Genomic DNA, 15,723 nt, shown 5'->3' on the forward strand with positions numbered 1-15,723 from the left:
TCACTCCTGGTCGTCCGGCGGCTCCGAGAGCAGCTCGGCCACGAGGTTCCTCGGCTCGATCTCCACGATGGCCAGCGACGTCTCGGTGCGCTGTACGCCCTCGAGCTTCCAGATCTCCTCCACCAGCACCTGCCGCAGATGCGCATGATCACGCACCCGGAGTCGGGCGAGCATGTCGATCCCGCCGGTGACGATGTCGAGCCACTCGACCTCCGGCATGCGGGCGATCTGCTTGACGATCTCGCCCTGCTGGTAACCCTGGACGGCGCTGATGCTGAGGTAGACCGTCATCGGGTAGCCCGCGGCGCTCCAGTCCAGCCGGACGCCGTAACCACGGATCACGCCGAGGCGCTCCAGGCGCCCGATCCGCTCCCTGACCGCCGGGGCGGACATCCCGAGCTCGCGGGCCAGCGCACGCTGGGAGCGCCGGGAGTCCTCACTGAGGAGCACGAGTATCCGGCGGTCCACCTCGTCGAGCGGAACCGCCGGGGACTGCTCGGGCACGTCGAAGCCGCCTGCGGCCGGAGGCGATGAGGTGTTGGGGCGGGTACGGCGATGCGGGGGCATGTCGATGAGATTACCCACGCGCGAAGCATTGAAAGGCGCCTATGGCGGAGATTTTCTAGACGATCCATTTTACGGATAGCGGCGGCAATTCAATCGGGCCGTCTCTTCCGATCTGCGCACGCGACTCGTTTACGCGTGGGCGCTTACAGGACGGAGCGTGAGGGCCGTTGCGGGTCTTCGACAGTAACTGGATGCAAATCGCCGACCGGCTCGAGCGCGATGACCGCATCGTGCTCCCGGTCGGCTCGACCGAGCAGCACGGGTACCTTTCGCTGGGTACCGACGCGCTGCTCGCCGAGCGGGTGTCGGTGGAGGCGGCCGAGCCGCTCGGCGTGCCGGTGCTGCCGGTCCTGCCGTTCGGCATGGCGCCCTATTTCGCGCGCTATCCGGGCAGCATGACCCTGCGCATCGGCACGTACGTCGCGGTGCTGCGCGACCTGCTCGACTGCCTCGCCGGCCAGGGCTTCCGCCGGATCGCGGTCATCAACGGCCACGGCGGCAACGCGCCCGTCGCCGGCCTCATCCGCGAATGGATCTCCGAGCCGCGCCCCGAGCGGGTGCAGGTGCTGTTCCACAGCTGGTACAACGCGCCGAAGACCGCCGAGGCGGCGAGCCGGTTCGACGAGGACCAGTACCACGGCTCCTGGCTGGAGAACTTCCCGTGGACCAGGGTCGCCGGGGTGGAGATCCCCGAGGGCTCCGCCCCGGTCCTGCCCCGGTCGCAGGCGAACAACCTGACCGCGGACGAGATGAGGGAACGTTCCACGGACGGCAGCCTGGGCGGGGCCTACCGGCGTTCCGACGAGGACATGCGGGTCGTGTGGGACGCGGGCGTCGCCGAGGTACGCGAACTCCTGGAGGAGGGATGGCTGTGAACGGAAGAGCCGCCGTCGTCACGGGCACGGCGCACGGGATCGGGTCGGCCATCGCGGACCTGCTGGAGGCGGACGGGGTCCGGGTGCACCGCGTCGACAAGGACACCGCGGACCTGACCGACTCCGCCGCGGTGGGCGCCTTCTTCGCCGGCGTCGGCGACGTCGACATCCTCGTGAACAACGCCGGCGGGGTGGTCGGCCAGACCCATCACCCGATCGAGGAGATCACCGACGACGCCTGGTCGGCCGTTGTCGCGGCGAACCTGACCAGCACCTTCCTGTGCACCAGGGCCGTCGCGCCGGGCATGAAGCGCCGGGGCTGGGGCCGCATCGTCAACATCTCCTCCGGCGCGGGACGCAGCGTCAGCCTCACCGGCATCCAGGCGTACGCGAGCTCGAAGGCCGGGCAGATCGGCTTCACCCGGCAGATGGCGCACGAGCTCGGCCCGTTCGGCATCACGGTGAACTGCATCGCGCCCGGGTTCGTGCTGTCCAACCCCACGACGGTGAGGCAGTGGGAGAGCTACGGCGAGCAGGGGCAGTCCGCGCTCGTCGAGGGCATCGCGGTACGACGGCTCGGCAGGCCGGACGACATCGCGAACGGTGTCCGCTTCTTCGTCTCCGAGGACTCGTCCTGGATAACCGGGCAGACAATTTCGATTGATGGTGGACATGCTCTCTTTTGATGCTACTGACTCCGACTACATCGACGAGCTGACGGATTATGTTGCGGTCCCGAGCGTGAGCCGGGACGCGACGGCGGAAACGATGCGCACCGCGGCGGAATGGCTCGCCGCGCAGCTTTCATTCGCGGGCGGCCGGGTCGTCGCCACTCAGGGGCATCCGGTGGTGCGCGCCGATTGGCTGGGCGCGCCGGACGCGCCGACGATCCTCGTCTACGGCCACTACGACGTGCAGCCGACCGGCGACCTCGCCGAGTGGGACACCCCGCCGTTCGAGCTCGTCCGGGACGGCGACGTGATCCGCGGGCGTGGTGTCACCGACGACAAGGGCCCGGTGTTCATCGTCCTCAAGGTGGCGCAGGCGTTCCTCGCCCAGGAGGGCGCTCTGCCCCTGAACGTGAAGTTCCTCTTCGAGGGCGAGGAGGAGATCGGCAGCCCGCACCTGCCCGCGTACCTGCGGGAGCACGCCGACGAGCTCGCGGCCGACCTGGTGATCTCCGCCGACGGCGCCATGTGGCGGCCGAGCGAGCCCTCGCTGTCGATCGCCTCGAAGGGCCTGGTGACCCTCGACATCGAGGTCACCGGGGCCGACGGTGACCTGCACTCCGGACGGTACGGCGGCACCGTGGCCAACCCGGTGCACGCGCTGTCGGAGATCCTGGCCGGCCTGCACACCTCCGACGGCCGGGTCGCGGTCGAGGGCTTCTACGACGGCATCCCCGCGCTGAGCGACGAACGCCGCGCCGCCATCGCCGAGGTCCCGTTCGACGACGACGCCTACCGCGCGGGCCTCGGCCTGGACGAGGTGTTCGGCGAGGCCGGCTACAGCACGCTGGAACGGCTGTGGGAACGCCCCACCCTGGAGATCAACGGCGTCCGGGCCGGCGGCAAGTACACCGTCATCCCGCACGCCGCCACCGGCCACATCTCCTGCCGGCTCGTGCCGGGACAGCGCCCCGAGCGGGTGCTCCAGGCGATCACCGACCACGTGCTCGCGCACAAGATCCCCGGCGTACGCGTCGCGGTCCGCCCCGACGACGTCGGGGTGCCCGCGTACACGATCCCCGCCGACCATGCGGCGATCCGGGCGGCGAGCGCGGCGCTCGCGGACGTCTATCCCGGACAGGACGTCCTGCTGGCCGTCATCGCCGGCACGCTGCCCGCGACCGCGCTGTTCGAGGAGGTGCTCGGCGCCAAGACGCTGTTCTTCTCCTTCTCCACGGCGGACGAGAACCTCCACGCGCCGAACGAGTACATGCGGATCTCCCGGCTGCGCGAGGGCATGCGCGCCTGGGAGCGGCTGTGGCGGCTGCTCGCCGACGGGCCGCACCGGCTGGCTCCGGTGTCACGGGACGGCTCATGACCGCGTACGAGTCCTACGGCTACCTCGAGCCCGGCGAGGTTCCGGCCTTCGACCTGGCGCCGGAGTTCGGCCGCGTCCCGCCGTACGAGGCCGGGCTGAGCGCGGAGGACCGGGCGCGGGCGGACCGGCTGCTGCGGGACACCATCGTGATCAGCCTGCACGACCATCCGGTGCGCTTCCCGGCCGACATGCGTGACACCCCGGCCTACAACCGCACCGGACGGCAGCACACGGCGTTCGCGGGACTGCGGGCGTCGGGCATGACGGTGGTGTTCGACAACATGATGGACGGCACCGCCTGCGTGACCGGTAACGCCCCGTGGCGATGGCTCGACATCATCACCGACCTCGGCATGCGCCAGGCCGACGTCGCGCACCAGAGCGACGTCATCGTGGTCCGTACGCTCGCCGACATCGAGTACGCGCACCGGCTCGGCAAGGTGGGGCTGGTGTTCGGCCTGGAGGCGGCGACGCCGATCGAGAACGAGATCGACCGGCTCGACGTCCTGTACGGCCTCGGCCTCCGGCAGATCGGCATCGCCTACTCCGACGCCAACACGCTCGGCAGCGGCCTGAACGAGACCAGCGACGGCGGGCTGACCGACTTCGGGCGGCGTGCGGTCGCCCGGATGAACCAGTTGGGCCTGGCCATCGACGTCTCGCACTCCTCCGACCGCACGAGCCTGGACACGTGCGCGACGAGTGACAAGCCCGTGTTCATGACGCACGCCGGGGCGCGCGCGGTCTGGGACACACCGCGGATGAAGCCGGACGACGTGCTGCGGGCCGTGGCCGAGACCGGGGGAGTGATCGGGATGTCCGCGGCGCCGCACACCACGCTGTCGCACGCGCACTCCCGGCACACGATCCTCTCGGTGATGGACCACTTCCGGTACTGCCTGGACCTGGTCGGCATCGAGCACGTCGCCTTCGGGCCGGACACGCTCTACGGCGACCACGTCGGGCTGCACACCGTCTTCGCGGACCTGCTCAAGGTGGGGGCTGCCGCTCCCGGCGGCCCCGCGTTCGAGCCGGTGGAGTACGTGGACGGGCTGGAGAACCCGACCGAGAACTTCGCCAACATCGCCGCGTGGCTGGTGGCCGAGGGCTTCTCCGACGACGAGATCGCCGCCGTGCTCGGCGGCAACATCCTCAGGGCACTCGAAAAGATCTGGGTCCGGTGACGCGCCGCGCCCGATCGACCAGAAAGGTGATCATCGATGGCTGACAACGAGCCCGCCCCGAACGCGGAGCTTGCCCGGCTCAGCGAAGAGTTCTTCCAGGTGAAGCACTCGGCCGATCCGTTCAGCGCCACCCTGCTGGGCGCGCCGGGCTTCGACGGCCTGGTGCCCGACCCGAGCCGGGCGGGCGCGGACGTCACCGCCGGCAAACTGCGGGACATCGAGCGGCGGCTGTCGGACATCGCCACCGACGGCCTGAACCAGGCCGACCGGGTCAACCACGCCGTGCTCGGGCGCCTCGCCTGGGCCACCCGGTCCGACCTGGAGCACGCCCTGTGGGAGTCCACGGCGTCCGCGGACGGCTACTCCTCGCCGCAGGCGATGATGTTCATGGCGGTGCCGGCCACGTCGATCACCGACGCGGCCGCCGCCGAGGCGTACATCGAGCGGCTGTCGGGGCTGCCCGCGTTCCTCGACGCGGTCACGGACCGGTACCGCGAGGCGAAGGCGGACGGCCGCCTCCCGACCCGGATCGGCGTCGGCCAGGCCATCGACCAGCTCACCGGCCACCTCGCGTTGAGCCTGGAGGATGACACGCTGCTCAGCCCGCGGTTGCCGCAGGACGTGGACGCGGCCCAGGTCAGGGCGCGGGCGGCCGAGATCGTCGCCGACCGCGTACGGCCCGCCCTGCGTCGGCTGCTCGCCGGGCTGCGGGACGACCTCCTGCCGGTGGCGCGGCCCGACGACAAGGTCGGCATCCGTTTCGTCCCCGGCGGCGAGGAGGGCTACCGCGCCGCGGTGCGGCGGCACACCACCACCGACCTCACCCCGGACGAGATCCACCAGATCGGCCTGGACTGCCTGGCCGACCTGCGCGCGGAGTGGGCCGAGGTGGGCGGCCGCGCGCTGGGCACGAGCGACCTGGCCGAGATCCAGGCCCGGCTGCGGGATGACACGTCGCTGCGGTTCGAGACGAGCGCGCAGATCGTCGCCACGGTCGGCGACGCGTTGCGCCGCGCGGAGGAGGTACGCGACGACTGGTTCCCTGCCTACGACATCGCCGACTGCGTGATCGAGGAGATCAACCCGATCGAGGCCGGCAACGCCGCGCTCGCCCACTACCGGCCGCCGGCCGGCGACGGGTCCCGTCCCGGCGCGCACTGCGTGCTCACCACCGACCCGCAGGAGCGGTTCGTGTACGAGTACGAGGCGCTCGCCTTCCACGAGAGCACCCCGGGCCACCACCTGCAGATCGCCTCCGCGCAGACGCTGACGGCCCTGCCGGCGTTCCGGCGGTTCCTGGACGCCGAGGTCTGCGGGTACGTCGAGGGCTGGGGCCTGTACTGCGAGCGGCTCGCCGACGAGATGGGGCTTTACACCTCCGATCTCGCCCGGCTCGGCATGCTCTCGTTCGACTCGCTGCGGGCCTGCCGGCTCGTGGTCGACACCGGCATGCACCACCTGGGCTGGTCCCGCCAGAAGGCCATGGACTTCATGTGGGACAACACCGCGACCACGCGCGCCAACGTCCGCAACGAGATCGACCGGTACTCGGCGTGGCCCGGCCAGGCGCTGGCGTACATGATCGGCCGCCGGGAGATCCGGCGGCTGCGCGCCGAGGCACAGGACCGCCTCGGCTCCCGGTTCGACATCCGGGCCTTCCACGGCGCCGTGCTCGGCAACGCCGCGGTCCCGCTCGACGTGCTCGGCCAGATCGTGGGCGCCTGGACCGACGAAACGGCGGCTTGACCCCCCCTTCCTGAGGAGTGCACATGTTCGTGGAAATCAACGGCGCGCGGCTCAACGTCGAGGTGCTCGGCGAGGAGGGCGCGCCTGTACTGATCGCCCATCACGGCGGGGGCGGCATCGGTTCGCTGGCGGAGCCGAAGTCGACGTTCGGCCCGCTGTCCGACCTGTTCCGTGTGGTGGTGTTCGACTCACGGGGCTGCGGCCTGAGCGAGGGCGTCCCGCCGTACTCCCACGCGCAGTGGGCCGCGGACGTGGACGGGCTGCGTGAGTGGATCGGCGCCGAGCAGATCGTGGTCGCGGGCGGCTCGTACGGCGGGTTCATCGCCATGGAGTACGCGATCGCCTACCCGGACCGGGTGCGGGCGATGATCCTGCGGGACACCTCACCGGACCGCACCAACCTCGAGCTCGCGCACGAGAACGCGCGCAAGCAGACCCGCGTGAAGCTGAACTGGGAGAACTACGACCGCTACTGGTCCGGCCACATCCGCGACGACGAGGACCTCAAGGCACGCTGGGCCGAGCTGATCCCGCTGTACGACTTCGAGTACGACGAGGAGAAGGCGAAGGCGCGTGTCGAGGCCGGCATCTACCGCCACGAGGCGCACAACTGGTGCTTCCAGCACAACGCGCCGGTCTACGACGTCAAGCCGCAGCTCCCGTCGGTCACCTGCCCCACGCTCGTCACCGTCGGCCGTACGGACTGGGTGACGCCCGTGTCGTCGTCGGAGACGATCGCCTCGCTCATCCCGAACTCCAAGCTGGTCGTCTTCGAGAAGTCCGGGCACTCGCCGCAGACCGAGGAGGCATCGTTGTTCCAGCAGACGATGCGCGACTTCCTCGCCGAGGCGCTGCCGGAGCTGGGAGCCGCGCGATGACGGAACGCCGGACGCTGAGCGTTCCCGGGCTCGACATCCCCTACTTCGAGATCCAGGGCCGCGGCGACGGGCCGCGGCTCACGGTGGTGGCCGGCGTGCACGGCACGGAGTACACCTCGATCGCCGCGCTGCGGGAGTTCGTCCGCGACGTGGACCCGGACGAGGTGTCGGGGGCGATCACCGTCGTGCCGGTGGTGAACGTGCCCGCGTTCTGGGCCCGGTCGCCCTTCGTGGTCCCGGTGGACGGCGAGAACCTGAACCGCGCCTTCCCCGGCGACGCGGGCGGCGGCTTCACCGAGGTGCTCGCCCACCACGTGTTCACCTCGTTCGTGCTCGGCGCGGACTACCTGGTCGACCTGCACGCCGGCGACCTGCCCGAGGCGCTGGAGCCGTTCACGATCTTCGAGGAGTCGCCGGTCGAGGCGGCCTCCCGCGCCCTCGCACTGGCCTACGGCGCGGGCCACATGGTCCGGCAGGCCGCGACGGCACGTACGGTCGCGGGCAGCACCTGCGCCGCCGCGGCCGACGCCGGGATCCCGGCGATCATCGCGGAGTCCGGGCAGAACGGCTTGGTCGACCGGGCCGCGGTGGACCAGCACCTGGCCGGTCTCACCAACATCGCCAGGACCATCGGCGTGCTCGCCGGTGATCCGGCGCCGATGCCGGAGCCACGCTTCCACGAGGGCTGGCACTGGCTGCGCACCGACCGCGCAGGCTGGTGGCAGCCGGCCGTGAGGACGGGGGAGGCGGTACGGGCGGGCGCGCTCCTCGGCACGATGAGCGATGTCTGGGGCGAGGTGTTCGCCGAGGTGACCGCGCCCGACGCCGGTACGCCGCTGTTCCTGACCACCAGCCCCGCGGTCCCGGCCGACGGCCTGCTCCTCGGCCTCGCCCGCGACTGAGCGGTCGCCGCCCGTGGTCGCGGCCGGTGGTCGTGGCCCGGTGGTCGTGGCCCGTGGTCGTGGCCGGTGGGATGCTGGCCGCGTCGTTGCCGGCGATCGGATTGGCCCAGCATGATCACTCTTGACCCGCAGTCGTCGACGCCGCCGTACGAGCAGATCCGCGCGCAGATCTCCGCGCGGGTGCACGATGGGGAACTGCCCACCGGCACCCGGCTGCCCACCGTACGGCGGCTGGCCGACGACCTCGGACTCGCCGCGAACACCGTGGCCCGCGCCTACCGCGAACTCGAGCAGGACGGCGTCGTGGCGACGAGAGGACGCAACGGCACCGTGGTCGCGGGCACCGCCGACGTCACCACCCGCCTGGCCGAAGAGGCGGCGATGGAGTTCGCGGCACGGGTGAAACGCCTCCGCGTCGGCTCCGAGGAGGCCCTGGGGATGGTACGGCGAGCGCTCGACGGCCCGGTGCCCTAGTAGATGTTGCTCACGGCAGGCGCAGCGCGCGCAGGACGGTGTCGTGGGTGTGGTGTGTGCCGGCGGGGGCCGGGGCGGTGCGGGGGCGGGTCTCCTTGACCAGGACGTTCCAGGTGGGATCGAGGAGTTCGGCGATGTCGTCGGGCTGGTAGTAGTCGGCGGGGTCGAAGTCCTCCTCCTGGCGCGGGGCCAGATCCGAGAGGGCGTGGGTGGCGAAGAGCAGCGTGCCGCCGGGGGCGACGGCGTCCAGCAGGCCGCGCAGCGCCGCGTGGCCTGACCGGCGACGGAGCGGGAAGTACTGGATGGACACCAGGTCGAAGGCGTCCGCCGGGGGCGGCGTGGTGATGAGGTCGGCCCGTGCCCACGACACGCGGTCCTTGACTTCGGTGGCAGCGGCGGCGGCACGTCGCAGGGCGGTCTCGGAGACGTCGACCGCGGTGACCTGCCAGCCGCGCCGAGCCAGCCAGAGTGCGTCGGCGCCTTCGCCGCATCCGGCGTCGAGCGCCCTGCCCGGTGGCAGGTCGATGGTCTCGCCGACGAGCACTCCGTTGGGGTCACCGCTGAACACCTGGTCGCGGCTGCGATACATCTCGTCCCAGCGTCGGACGTCCATGGCGGGATTCCGGGTCATCGTGACCACCTCCGACGCCAAGGTGCACCTGCGTCACCAATCGCGCAAAGTCCTTTGCGGAAAATGCAAAACGCGGGCACGGTGAACGTATGAGTGACGACCTCGACGCGGTGCTGGCCGCGGTCGGGCCCCGGCTGCGCGAGTTGCGCCGTCGCCGCGGCGTCACCCTGACCGTCCTGTCGGAGACCACCGGCATTCCGATCAGCACGCTGTCCCGGCTGGAGTCCGGGCACCGCAAACCGGGGCTCGAACTCCTCCTGCCCCTGGCCAGGGCCTATCGCGTCCCGGTCGAGGAGCTGATCGGCGCTCCGGCCGATCTCGATCCCCGGGTGTATCCGCAGCCGTTCACCCGGAACGGCATGACCGTGGTGCCGCTGACGCGCAAACCCGGCGGACTGCAGGCGTTCAAGCACATCCTGCCCGCCGGCTTGACCGACGGTCGCGGACCCGACCCCCGCTCACACGAGGGCTACCACTGGCTGTACGTCCTGAGCGGACGCCTGCGCGTCGTACTCGGCGACAAGGACTTCATCCTCACCGAGGGCGAAGTCGCCGAATTCGACACCCACCTCCCGCACTGGTTCGGCAACGCCGACGAACACCCCGTGGAATTCCTCAGCATCCTCGGCCCCCAGGGCGAACGCGTCCACATCAAAGCCCGCTACCGGCGCCGAGCGGCCGGCATCGAGGCGTCCGCCACATGATCACGGCTTGCTCTAGGGGGTTCCTCGTCTTTCGGGGTGAAGGCTTCGAGGGCCTCGAGGTCGCCGTACCGGTGGAGCACGTACTCGTCGGCCCACGCGGCCGCGCGGTGCCAGGGGCCGCGTGCGAGCCGGCGGGCGGCGGCCTCCGTGTCGTAGGAGGTGCGCCGTAGTTCGACACCCGGGCCGAGCAGTGCCCATGCGGCGCCGTCGTGTCCGTACGGCATGCCCACGCTGCCCGGGTTGACGATCCGCCGTCGGTCGAAGAGCCGGTCGAAGGGCATGTGGGTATGGCCGAGCACCACCGCGTCGGCGGTGACCCCCTCCAGGACCGCCGCGTAGCGGGCAGGAGGGCTGTCGACCAGCAGCATCTCGTCGTCGCGGCGGGGAGTGGCGTGGCAGAACAGGACCGATCCCAGCCCGTCGATCTCGAGGGTCACGGTCAGGGGCAGATCGGCGATCAGGGCGCGTTCGGCGGGTCCGAGCAGCCGGCCCTGCTCGAGGCTGTCCTCGTGGGCGGTGGGATCGGAGACCTCGTCGAAGCCGGCGACCATCTCCCGTTCACCGTTGCCGTGCACCCAGACGGCGCGTTCGCCCAGTTCCGCGAGGCGGGCCAGGGTCTCGCCGGGGAGAGGACCGCCGGCGATGTCGCCGTTCAGCACGATCCGGTCGACCGACAGGCGTTCGACCTCGTCCAGCACCGCTTCCAGCGCCGGCAGATTGCCGTGGACATCGGCCAGTACCGCGACTCGCATCGCTGCCTCCCACTGTTCGCCTGTTGCCACCGCTGATCATCCCGCGGGCGGCTCGGGGCGGGAGGGCCGATGGGGGTGTGGTGTGACGACGCGGAGTTGCAGCATCGCGGCGAAGCGTGCCTCCGGGTCCGTCAGGTCGATGGCGCCGACCTCGGCGAGGCGGCGCAGCCGGTAGCGGAAGGTGTTCGGGTGGACGTGCATGGCCGCGGCCGCCGCCGGGACGTCGCCGAACGCGTCCAGCCATGCCCGGAGCGTCGGGATCAGCTTGGCGTTGTGCCGCTCGTCGTAGGCGAGCAGCCGCGCGACCGGCCCGGTGGGACGGTCGCCGCGCGCCGCGACCAGATCGCGCAGCTCCAGCAGCAGCGCCTCGACGTGGACATCGGCCAGCCGAGCGACGCGGCGGCCTCCTCCGGTGCCCGCCCGGAGTACTCGCAGGGCGCGGTCGGCGCTGGCGCGGGCGCCGGACAGGCCGGCCGTGTCACGCGCCACCGGGCCGACGCCCACCACCGCGCGGGTACGGTCGCCGACGCGGTCGAGGAAGTCGGCGGCGATGTGGACCGCCCGCCGCTCACCGTCGTCGGCACGGATCACGGGCACCAGCCCGTAGACCACGTCGCCGACGAGCGCGGCGGCGCAGCGCGGGTGCACCGCGCTGAGATGCATCGCCAGGCCGTCGCACAGCCGCTGGCGTTCGGTGGCCCGGCCCGTGTCGGTGCCGATCGACCGCTCGGCCTGCGCGGACTCCGGCGTCGCGAGGGCCAGCACGACGACCGGCTGGTCGGCCAGGCCCAGGCGGTTGAGGGCCTCGCGAGCCCCGGCTCCGCCTTCCAGCGCCGTGCTCAGGAGGTCGGTTCGCAGCCGGCGTTCGACGTCCGCGCCGGCCCGGATGCGCAGCATGTGCAGCGCCACGAGCCGGCTGGCGTCGGAGAGCGCACGGGTACGGTCGGCGCTGAGCGGTTCGCGGACGGCGGCCCAGATCGAGCCGAGCACCTCGTCGCCGGCACGCACGGCCATCGCGACGCGCGGGACGCAGAAGCCGTCCAGCCCGCCTGTCGGCGGCTCGACGTACACCGGCCGGTCGCTGCGGTACAGGTCGCGGAACACCCCGCGTTCGGTGATCAGCCGGGCGTAGCGCTCGGGCACCCGGCGGCCGAGGATCGTTTCCACGCGGGAGGGGTCGGCCTCGTCCTGGCGGCCGGAGAAGGCCAGCACGCGCGAACCCCGGTCCTCGATGGTCACCGGCGCGTCGAGGAGGGCGGCGACCGCGTTGGCGAGGGCGAACAGGTCACCGGACGGGATCCCGCCCAGGGTCTCGGGCCCGGCGTCCCCGACGTCGCCCTCGGCGAGCAGCGAACGCAGGATCGCGGCGAGCTGCGCCCAGGAGGCGCCGCGCGTCAGCCCGAGGAGGGCCACGCCGGTCTCCGCGGCCGCCGCCGCCAGCTCGGCGGACGGCGGGATCGGCGCCCGGAGCACGAGCCCGGCGGCCTCGTGCCGGCCGAGCGTGCGCAGCAGCCGCGTGATCTCCTCCGGGTCGTGCAGGCCGACGCCCAGGACCAGCGCGTGCTGCGGCAGGACCGGCTCCTCGAGCGGGTCGTGGATGGCGACACCGCCGATGTCGCCGGTCTGGTCCGCGTCACCGTGGACGAGTTCCAGCAGGGTCGTGCCGAGATCGTCCAGCACTCGGCCGAGGCTGGCGTGGGGCCGTGAGGTCATCGTGATGGGCACCGCCTGGGGCCGGGGCGCCCAGCGTAGTGCGGCGACGCCCAGGTCATCCAGGGCTCACAGCGGAATCCAGCGGGTGCTGGTCGTGACCGCCTCCAGCTCGTCGGGAAGCGGTGTGACGCCGATGCCGGGCGCCGTCGGCACCGGGAGGTGACCGTCCTCCAGGACGAACGGCGCGGTGACGTCCGTACGGTAGTAACGGTCCGAGGCGGACGTGTCGCCGGGCAGGGTGAAGCCGGGCAGCGCGGCCAGCGCGACGTTCGCCGCCCGGCCCAGCCCGGTCTCGAGCATCCCGCCGCACCACACCGGCACGCCGTTCGCGGCGCAGACGTCGTGTACGCGGCGCGCCTCGAGGTAGCCGCCGACGCGTCCCGGCTTGACGTTGACGATCGCGCACGCGCCGAGCCGGATCGCGTCGGCGGCGGCGCGGGCCGAGGTGATGGACTCGTCCAGGCAGATCGGCGTGCCGATGACCTGGGCGATGTCGGCGTGGCCGAGAACGTCGTCCTCGTCGAGGGGCTGTTCGATCAGCAGCAGGCCGAACGGGTCCAGCCGGGCGAGATGACGCGCGTCGGCCCGCGTGTACGCGGCGTTCGCGTCGACCTGCAGCAGCACGTCGTCGCCGAAGCGCTCGCGTACCGCGCGCACCGGCTCGATGTCCCACCCCGGCTCGATCTTCAGCTTGATCCGGACGTAGCCCGCGTCGAGATAGCCCTCGACGGCGTCGAGGAGCTCGCCGATCGAGGCCATGATGCCCACCGAGACCCCGCACGGCACCCGGTCACGTACGGCGCCGAGCTCACGCGCCATCGGCCGGCCCTGGGCGCGCAGCTCGGCGTCCAGCACGCCCATCTCGAGCGCCGCCTTGGCCATCCGGTGTCCCTTGAACCGCTCCAGCGCGGGGGCGACCGCGCCGGCGTCCAGGCGGTCGTGCGCCGCGAGGGCGGGGATGAGAAAGCGGCTCAGCACGTCCGCCGCGGCGTCGGCGTACTCGGAGGAGTACAGCGGGTCGGACATCGCCACGCACTCCCCCCAGCCCTCCGCGTCCCCGGCGACGACGCGCAGCAGCAGGACCTCCCGCCACGTCGTGGTCCCGAAGGAGGTACGGAACGGCGCCACGAGTGGCATGCGGATATGGCGCAGCTCCACGCCGGTGAGTTTCATCCGAGATCCTCCGTCGTGTCGCGTCTGAGGACGTACCAGCCGGACCTGTCGAACCCGGCGAGGTACGCGCCGTCGGCCATCGATGTCGTGAGGACGTCACGTACCACGCGGCGCCACTCCCTGCCCAGCCCGGGATCGGCCGCGCGCAGCGACGCGATGTCCGGCGGCACGGCCACCAGCAGCGTCCGGCCCTCCAGCACGCCGGGTACCGGCGATCCGTCCGGGGAACAGGCGACCGCGACCACCGCTCCGCGCGCCCGTTCGGACTCCGCGTCGCACGTCCGTACCGTGCCGGCGCACGCCGCCGTCACCTCCGGAGCGTTCAGCGCCCAGCGGACGAGCAGCCGGTCGGTGTCGTCGTCGCCGTTGATGCCATCGTTCATGCCGCCGTAGAAGTTCGGCAGGTACTCCGCGGCCGTGGCGGCGAGCTTGCCCAGGTTGAAGTAGGCGTTGCGGCTGACGAGGGGGTCGAACGTCCACGCGATCTCCGAGACCCCGCGGAGCATCGCCCAGGCGCGCTGGTGCAGCTTGAGGGCGAAGCCGACATGGCGGCCGGCGGCGGCCGAAGACACCCCGGCGACGTGGCTGTGCATCGCCTCGTCGGCGGGCGGGCGGAAGAACCCGACACAGGCGCCGACGAGCCGTGGTCCCTCGAACGCGCCGGTGACGTAGTTGCCGGCCTTGGCCAAGGCGCGCAGCAGCTCGGTCGTCACCGGCGGGTTCGCCGGATCGGGCCGCCAGATCCCGTCGTACAGGCGGTACACCGCCTCGAGGTCGCCGAGTTCGGTGATCTCGCGGATGTGGACGCCCGCCGCACGCGCGGCGCGGCCGGCGGCCTCCACCGCGGCGCCGGTGCCCGGATCGGCGCCGATGAGAGGACCCATGAGACGCTCCCCGCTCGTGATCTCATCAGGGACGGTCATGACCGGAGCTCCCCGGAGGCGGCACGCGCCTCGTCTAGCAGCCCGGTCACGAGCGCCGCGACCAGCGCGGCGCGCCCCGGCAGTTCGGCGACCAGCACATGCTCGTCCTCGGCGTGGGCGCCGCCGCCCACCGCACCGAGCCCGTCGAGCGTCGGCGTGCCGGCGCCGGCGGTGAAGTTGCCGTCCGACCCTCCGCCCACCGCGGCGCGGCGCGGCGGCGGCAGCCCCAGATCGGCGGAGACGGCCACGGCGCGCGCGAACAGCCGCTCCGACGCCTCGGCCGCCAGCGGCGGGCGGTTCGGGCCACCGGTGATCTCCAGGCGCGCGCCGTCCAGTGCCGGCCGCAGCGCGCGCATCGCGGCGTCGACCCGGTCCTGCTCGGCGGCGTCGCGGACGCGGACGTCCACGGCCAGCCGGCCGGCGGCGGGCACGGTGTTGGTCGTGACACCTGAGGACATCAGTGTCGGCGTCACGGTCGTGCCCCGCCCCGGGGCGGCGAGGGCGCTCACGGCCAGCACCTGGTGCGCCAGCTCGACGGTGGCGTTGACGCCGCGTTCCGGCTCCAGGCCGGCGTGCGCGGCCCGGCCCGCGACGCCCACCCCGTACAGCGAGACGCCCTTGCGTTCGGTCTTGAGCGCGCCGCCGTCCGCGGACGCCTCGAGCACCAGCGCCGCGACGGGACCGGCCGCCTCGGCCTCGATGAGCGCGCGAGAGCTGGGCGAGCCGATCTCCTCATCGGCGGTGACCAGGATCGTCACGCCGGAAGGGTCGGGGAGCCGTGCCGCGGCGTGCATCGCCAGCACGAGGCCGGCCTTCATGTCGAAGCAGCCCGGGCCGCGCAGCACACCGCCCTCGACCGCGTACGGGCGGGTCACCAGCGTGCCGAGCGGCCAGACCGTGTCGTGGTGACCGAGCAGCAGTACGCGTGACGGCCCGTCCCCGAGACGCCAGCGCAGGTGCGTACGGCCCTCCAGGACGATGCGTTCGGGGGCGGCGCCGAGCCGTCGCGCGCCGACGCGTGCCACGGCCTCGGCGCTCTTGGCGACGGCGGACAGGTCGTCGGACGGCGACTCGCACGTCACCAGCGCCTCGATGTCGGCGAGCATCTCCGGCAGCGCGGCGGTCATGTGGGCGGGGAGAGTCGAGAGGTCCACC

16 protein-coding genes are annotated in these 15,723 nt (G+C 72.2%); 9 read left to right on the top strand and 7 right to left on the bottom strand.

Annotated features, from left to right (window positions below):
- Nucleotides 1–585, bottom strand: coding sequence for an Lrp/AsnC family transcriptional regulator (locus tag FB559_RS30995; RefSeq protein ID WP_141960237.1), 585 nt, complete (start codon nucleotides 583–585; stop codon nucleotides 1–3).
- A gap of 173 nt (nucleotides 586–758) precedes the next feature.
- Between FB559_RS30995 and FB559_RS31000 the strand changes: the two genes are divergently transcribed.
- The 8 genes from FB559_RS31000 (at nucleotide 759) to FB559_RS31035 (ending at nucleotide 8,672) form a co-directional block, all read left to right on the top strand.
- Nucleotides 759–1,442: a creatininase family protein gene (locus tag FB559_RS31000; protein WP_141960239.1), complete on the top strand. Its 684-nt coding sequence runs from the start codon at nucleotides 759–761 to the stop codon at nucleotides 1,440–1,442.
- A complete protein-coding gene (locus FB559_RS31005; RefSeq protein WP_221640248.1) occupies nucleotides 1,439–2,128 on the top strand; it encodes an SDR family NAD(P)-dependent oxidoreductase in 690 nt (229 codons plus the stop codon). The genes FB559_RS31000 and FB559_RS31005 overlap by 4 nt, the downstream gene beginning before the upstream one ends.
- Entirely contained in the window at nucleotides 2,115–3,488 is a 1,374-nt protein-coding gene (locus tag FB559_RS31010) for a dipeptidase (RefSeq protein ID WP_221640249.1), read from the top strand. The genes FB559_RS31005 and FB559_RS31010 overlap by 14 nt, the downstream gene beginning before the upstream one ends.
- On the top strand, nucleotides 3,485–4,672 hold the full coding sequence (locus FB559_RS31015; RefSeq protein ID WP_141960245.1) for a dipeptidase: 1,188 nt from the start codon (nucleotides 3,485–3,487) through the stop codon (nucleotides 4,670–4,672). The genes FB559_RS31010 and FB559_RS31015 overlap by 4 nt, the downstream gene beginning before the upstream one ends.
- A gap of 36 nt (nucleotides 4,673–4,708) precedes the next feature.
- Entirely contained in the window at nucleotides 4,709–6,418 is a 1,710-nt protein-coding gene (locus FB559_RS31020) for a DUF885 domain-containing protein (RefSeq protein WP_141960247.1), read from the top strand.
- Nucleotides 6,419–6,441: 23 nt separating this feature from the next.
- On the top strand, nucleotides 6,442–7,296 hold the full coding sequence (locus tag FB559_RS31025; protein ID WP_141960249.1) for an alpha/beta fold hydrolase: 855 nt from the start codon (nucleotides 6,442–6,444) through the stop codon (nucleotides 7,294–7,296).
- Nucleotides 7,293–8,198 carry a succinylglutamate desuccinylase/aspartoacylase family protein gene (locus tag FB559_RS31030; RefSeq protein WP_141960251.1) on the top strand — a complete coding sequence of 302 codons (906 nt, stop codon included), beginning with the start codon at nucleotides 7,293–7,295 and terminating at the stop codon, nucleotides 8,196–8,198. Before FB559_RS31025 ends, FB559_RS31030 begins: the two co-directional genes overlap by 4 nt.
- A 111-nt stretch (nucleotides 8,199–8,309) precedes the next feature.
- Nucleotides 8,310–8,672 (top strand): GntR family transcriptional regulator, encoded by a 363-nt coding sequence (locus tag FB559_RS31035; RefSeq protein WP_141960253.1) that lies wholly within the window; start codon nucleotides 8,310–8,312, stop codon nucleotides 8,670–8,672.
- A gap of 10 nt (nucleotides 8,673–8,682) precedes the next feature.
- On the opposite strand, the gene FB559_RS31040 is transcribed toward FB559_RS31035, so the two are convergent.
- Nucleotides 8,683–9,285, bottom strand: a complete 603-nt coding sequence (locus FB559_RS31040; RefSeq protein ID WP_141962040.1) for a class I SAM-dependent methyltransferase — start codon at nucleotides 9,283–9,285, stop codon at nucleotides 8,683–8,685.
- A 107-nt stretch (nucleotides 9,286–9,392) separates the two neighbouring features.
- Here FB559_RS31040 and FB559_RS31045 point away from each other — a divergent pair, with 107 nt between their 5' ends.
- Nucleotides 9,393–10,007, top strand: coding sequence for a helix-turn-helix domain-containing protein (locus FB559_RS31045; protein WP_141960255.1), 615 nt, complete (start codon nucleotides 9,393–9,395; stop codon nucleotides 10,005–10,007).
- Here the strand turns inward: FB559_RS31045 and FB559_RS31050 are convergent.
- From FB559_RS31050 to FB559_RS31070, 5 genes are all read right to left on the bottom strand, one after another.
- On the bottom strand, nucleotides 9,965–10,759 hold the full coding sequence (locus FB559_RS31050) for a metallophosphoesterase family protein (protein ID WP_141960257.1): 795 nt from the start codon (nucleotides 10,757–10,759) through the stop codon (nucleotides 9,965–9,967). The two genes, FB559_RS31045 and FB559_RS31050, sit on opposite strands and share 43 nt — an antisense overlap.
- 36 nt (nucleotides 10,760–10,795) lie before the next feature.
- Nucleotides 10,796–12,439, bottom strand: coding sequence for a PucR family transcriptional regulator (locus FB559_RS31055; protein WP_246122225.1), 1,644 nt, complete (start codon nucleotides 12,437–12,439; stop codon nucleotides 10,796–10,798).
- A 99-nt stretch (nucleotides 12,440–12,538) separates the two neighbouring features.
- Nucleotides 12,539–13,645 carry an o-succinylbenzoate synthase gene (gene menC / locus FB559_RS31060; protein ID WP_141960261.1) on the bottom strand — a complete coding sequence of 369 codons (1,107 nt, stop codon included), beginning with the start codon at nucleotides 13,643–13,645 and terminating at the stop codon, nucleotides 12,539–12,541.
- Nucleotides 13,642–14,568 carry a GNAT family N-acetyltransferase gene (locus FB559_RS31065; RefSeq protein WP_246122227.1) on the bottom strand — a complete coding sequence of 309 codons (927 nt, stop codon included), beginning with the start codon at nucleotides 14,566–14,568 and terminating at the stop codon, nucleotides 13,642–13,644. The genes menC and FB559_RS31065 overlap by 4 nt, the downstream gene beginning before the upstream one ends.
- Complete coding sequence (locus FB559_RS31070; protein WP_246122229.1) at nucleotides 14,565–15,722, bottom strand: M20 family metallopeptidase; 1,158 nt, start codon at nucleotides 15,720–15,722, stop codon at nucleotides 14,565–14,567. Before FB559_RS31070 ends, FB559_RS31065 begins: the two co-directional genes overlap by 4 nt.
- Nucleotide 15,723 lies beyond the last annotated feature (1 nt).

This window comes from Actinoallomurus bryophytorum (assembly GCF_006716425.1).
GTDB lineage: Bacteria > Actinomycetota > Actinomycetes > Streptosporangiales > Streptosporangiaceae > Actinoallomurus > Actinoallomurus bryophytorum.

Coding starts and splice junctions, on each gene's coding strand:
- FB559_RS31000 (WP_141960239.1), top strand. CDS start 759: ATGCAAATCGCCGACCGGCTCGAGCGCGATGACCGCATCGTGCTCCCG.
- FB559_RS31010 (WP_221640249.1), top strand. CDS start 2,115: ATGCTCTCTTTTGATGCTACTGACTCCGACTACATCGACGAGCTGACG.
- FB559_RS31015 (WP_141960245.1), top strand. CDS start 3,485: ATGACCGCGTACGAGTCCTACGGCTACCTCGAGCCCGGCGAGGTTCCG.
- FB559_RS31020 (WP_141960247.1), top strand. CDS start 4,709: ATGGCTGACAACGAGCCCGCCCCGAACGCGGAGCTTGCCCGGCTCAGC.
- FB559_RS31025 (WP_141960249.1), top strand. CDS start 6,442: ATGTTCGTGGAAATCAACGGCGCGCGGCTCAACGTCGAGGTGCTCGGC.
- FB559_RS31030 (WP_141960251.1), top strand. CDS start 7,293: ATGACGGAACGCCGGACGCTGAGCGTTCCCGGGCTCGACATCCCCTAC.
- FB559_RS31035 (WP_141960253.1), top strand. CDS start 8,310: ATGATCACTCTTGACCCGCAGTCGTCGACGCCGCCGTACGAGCAGATC.
- FB559_RS31040 (WP_141962040.1), bottom strand. CDS start 9,285: ATGGACGTCCGACGCTGGGACGAGATGTATCGCAGCCGCGACCAGGTG.
- FB559_RS31045 (WP_141960255.1), top strand. CDS start 9,393: ATGAGTGACGACCTCGACGCGGTGCTGGCCGCGGTCGGGCCCCGGCTG.
- FB559_RS31050 (WP_141960257.1), bottom strand. CDS start 10,759: ATGCGAGTCGCGGTACTGGCCGATGTCCACGGCAATCTGCCGGCGCTG.
- menC (WP_141960261.1), bottom strand. CDS start 13,645: ATGAAACTCACCGGCGTGGAGCTGCGCCATATCCGCATGCCACTCGTG.
- FB559_RS31065 (WP_246122227.1), bottom strand. CDS start 14,568: ATGACCGTCCCTGATGAGATCACGAGCGGGGAGCGTCTCATGGGTCCT.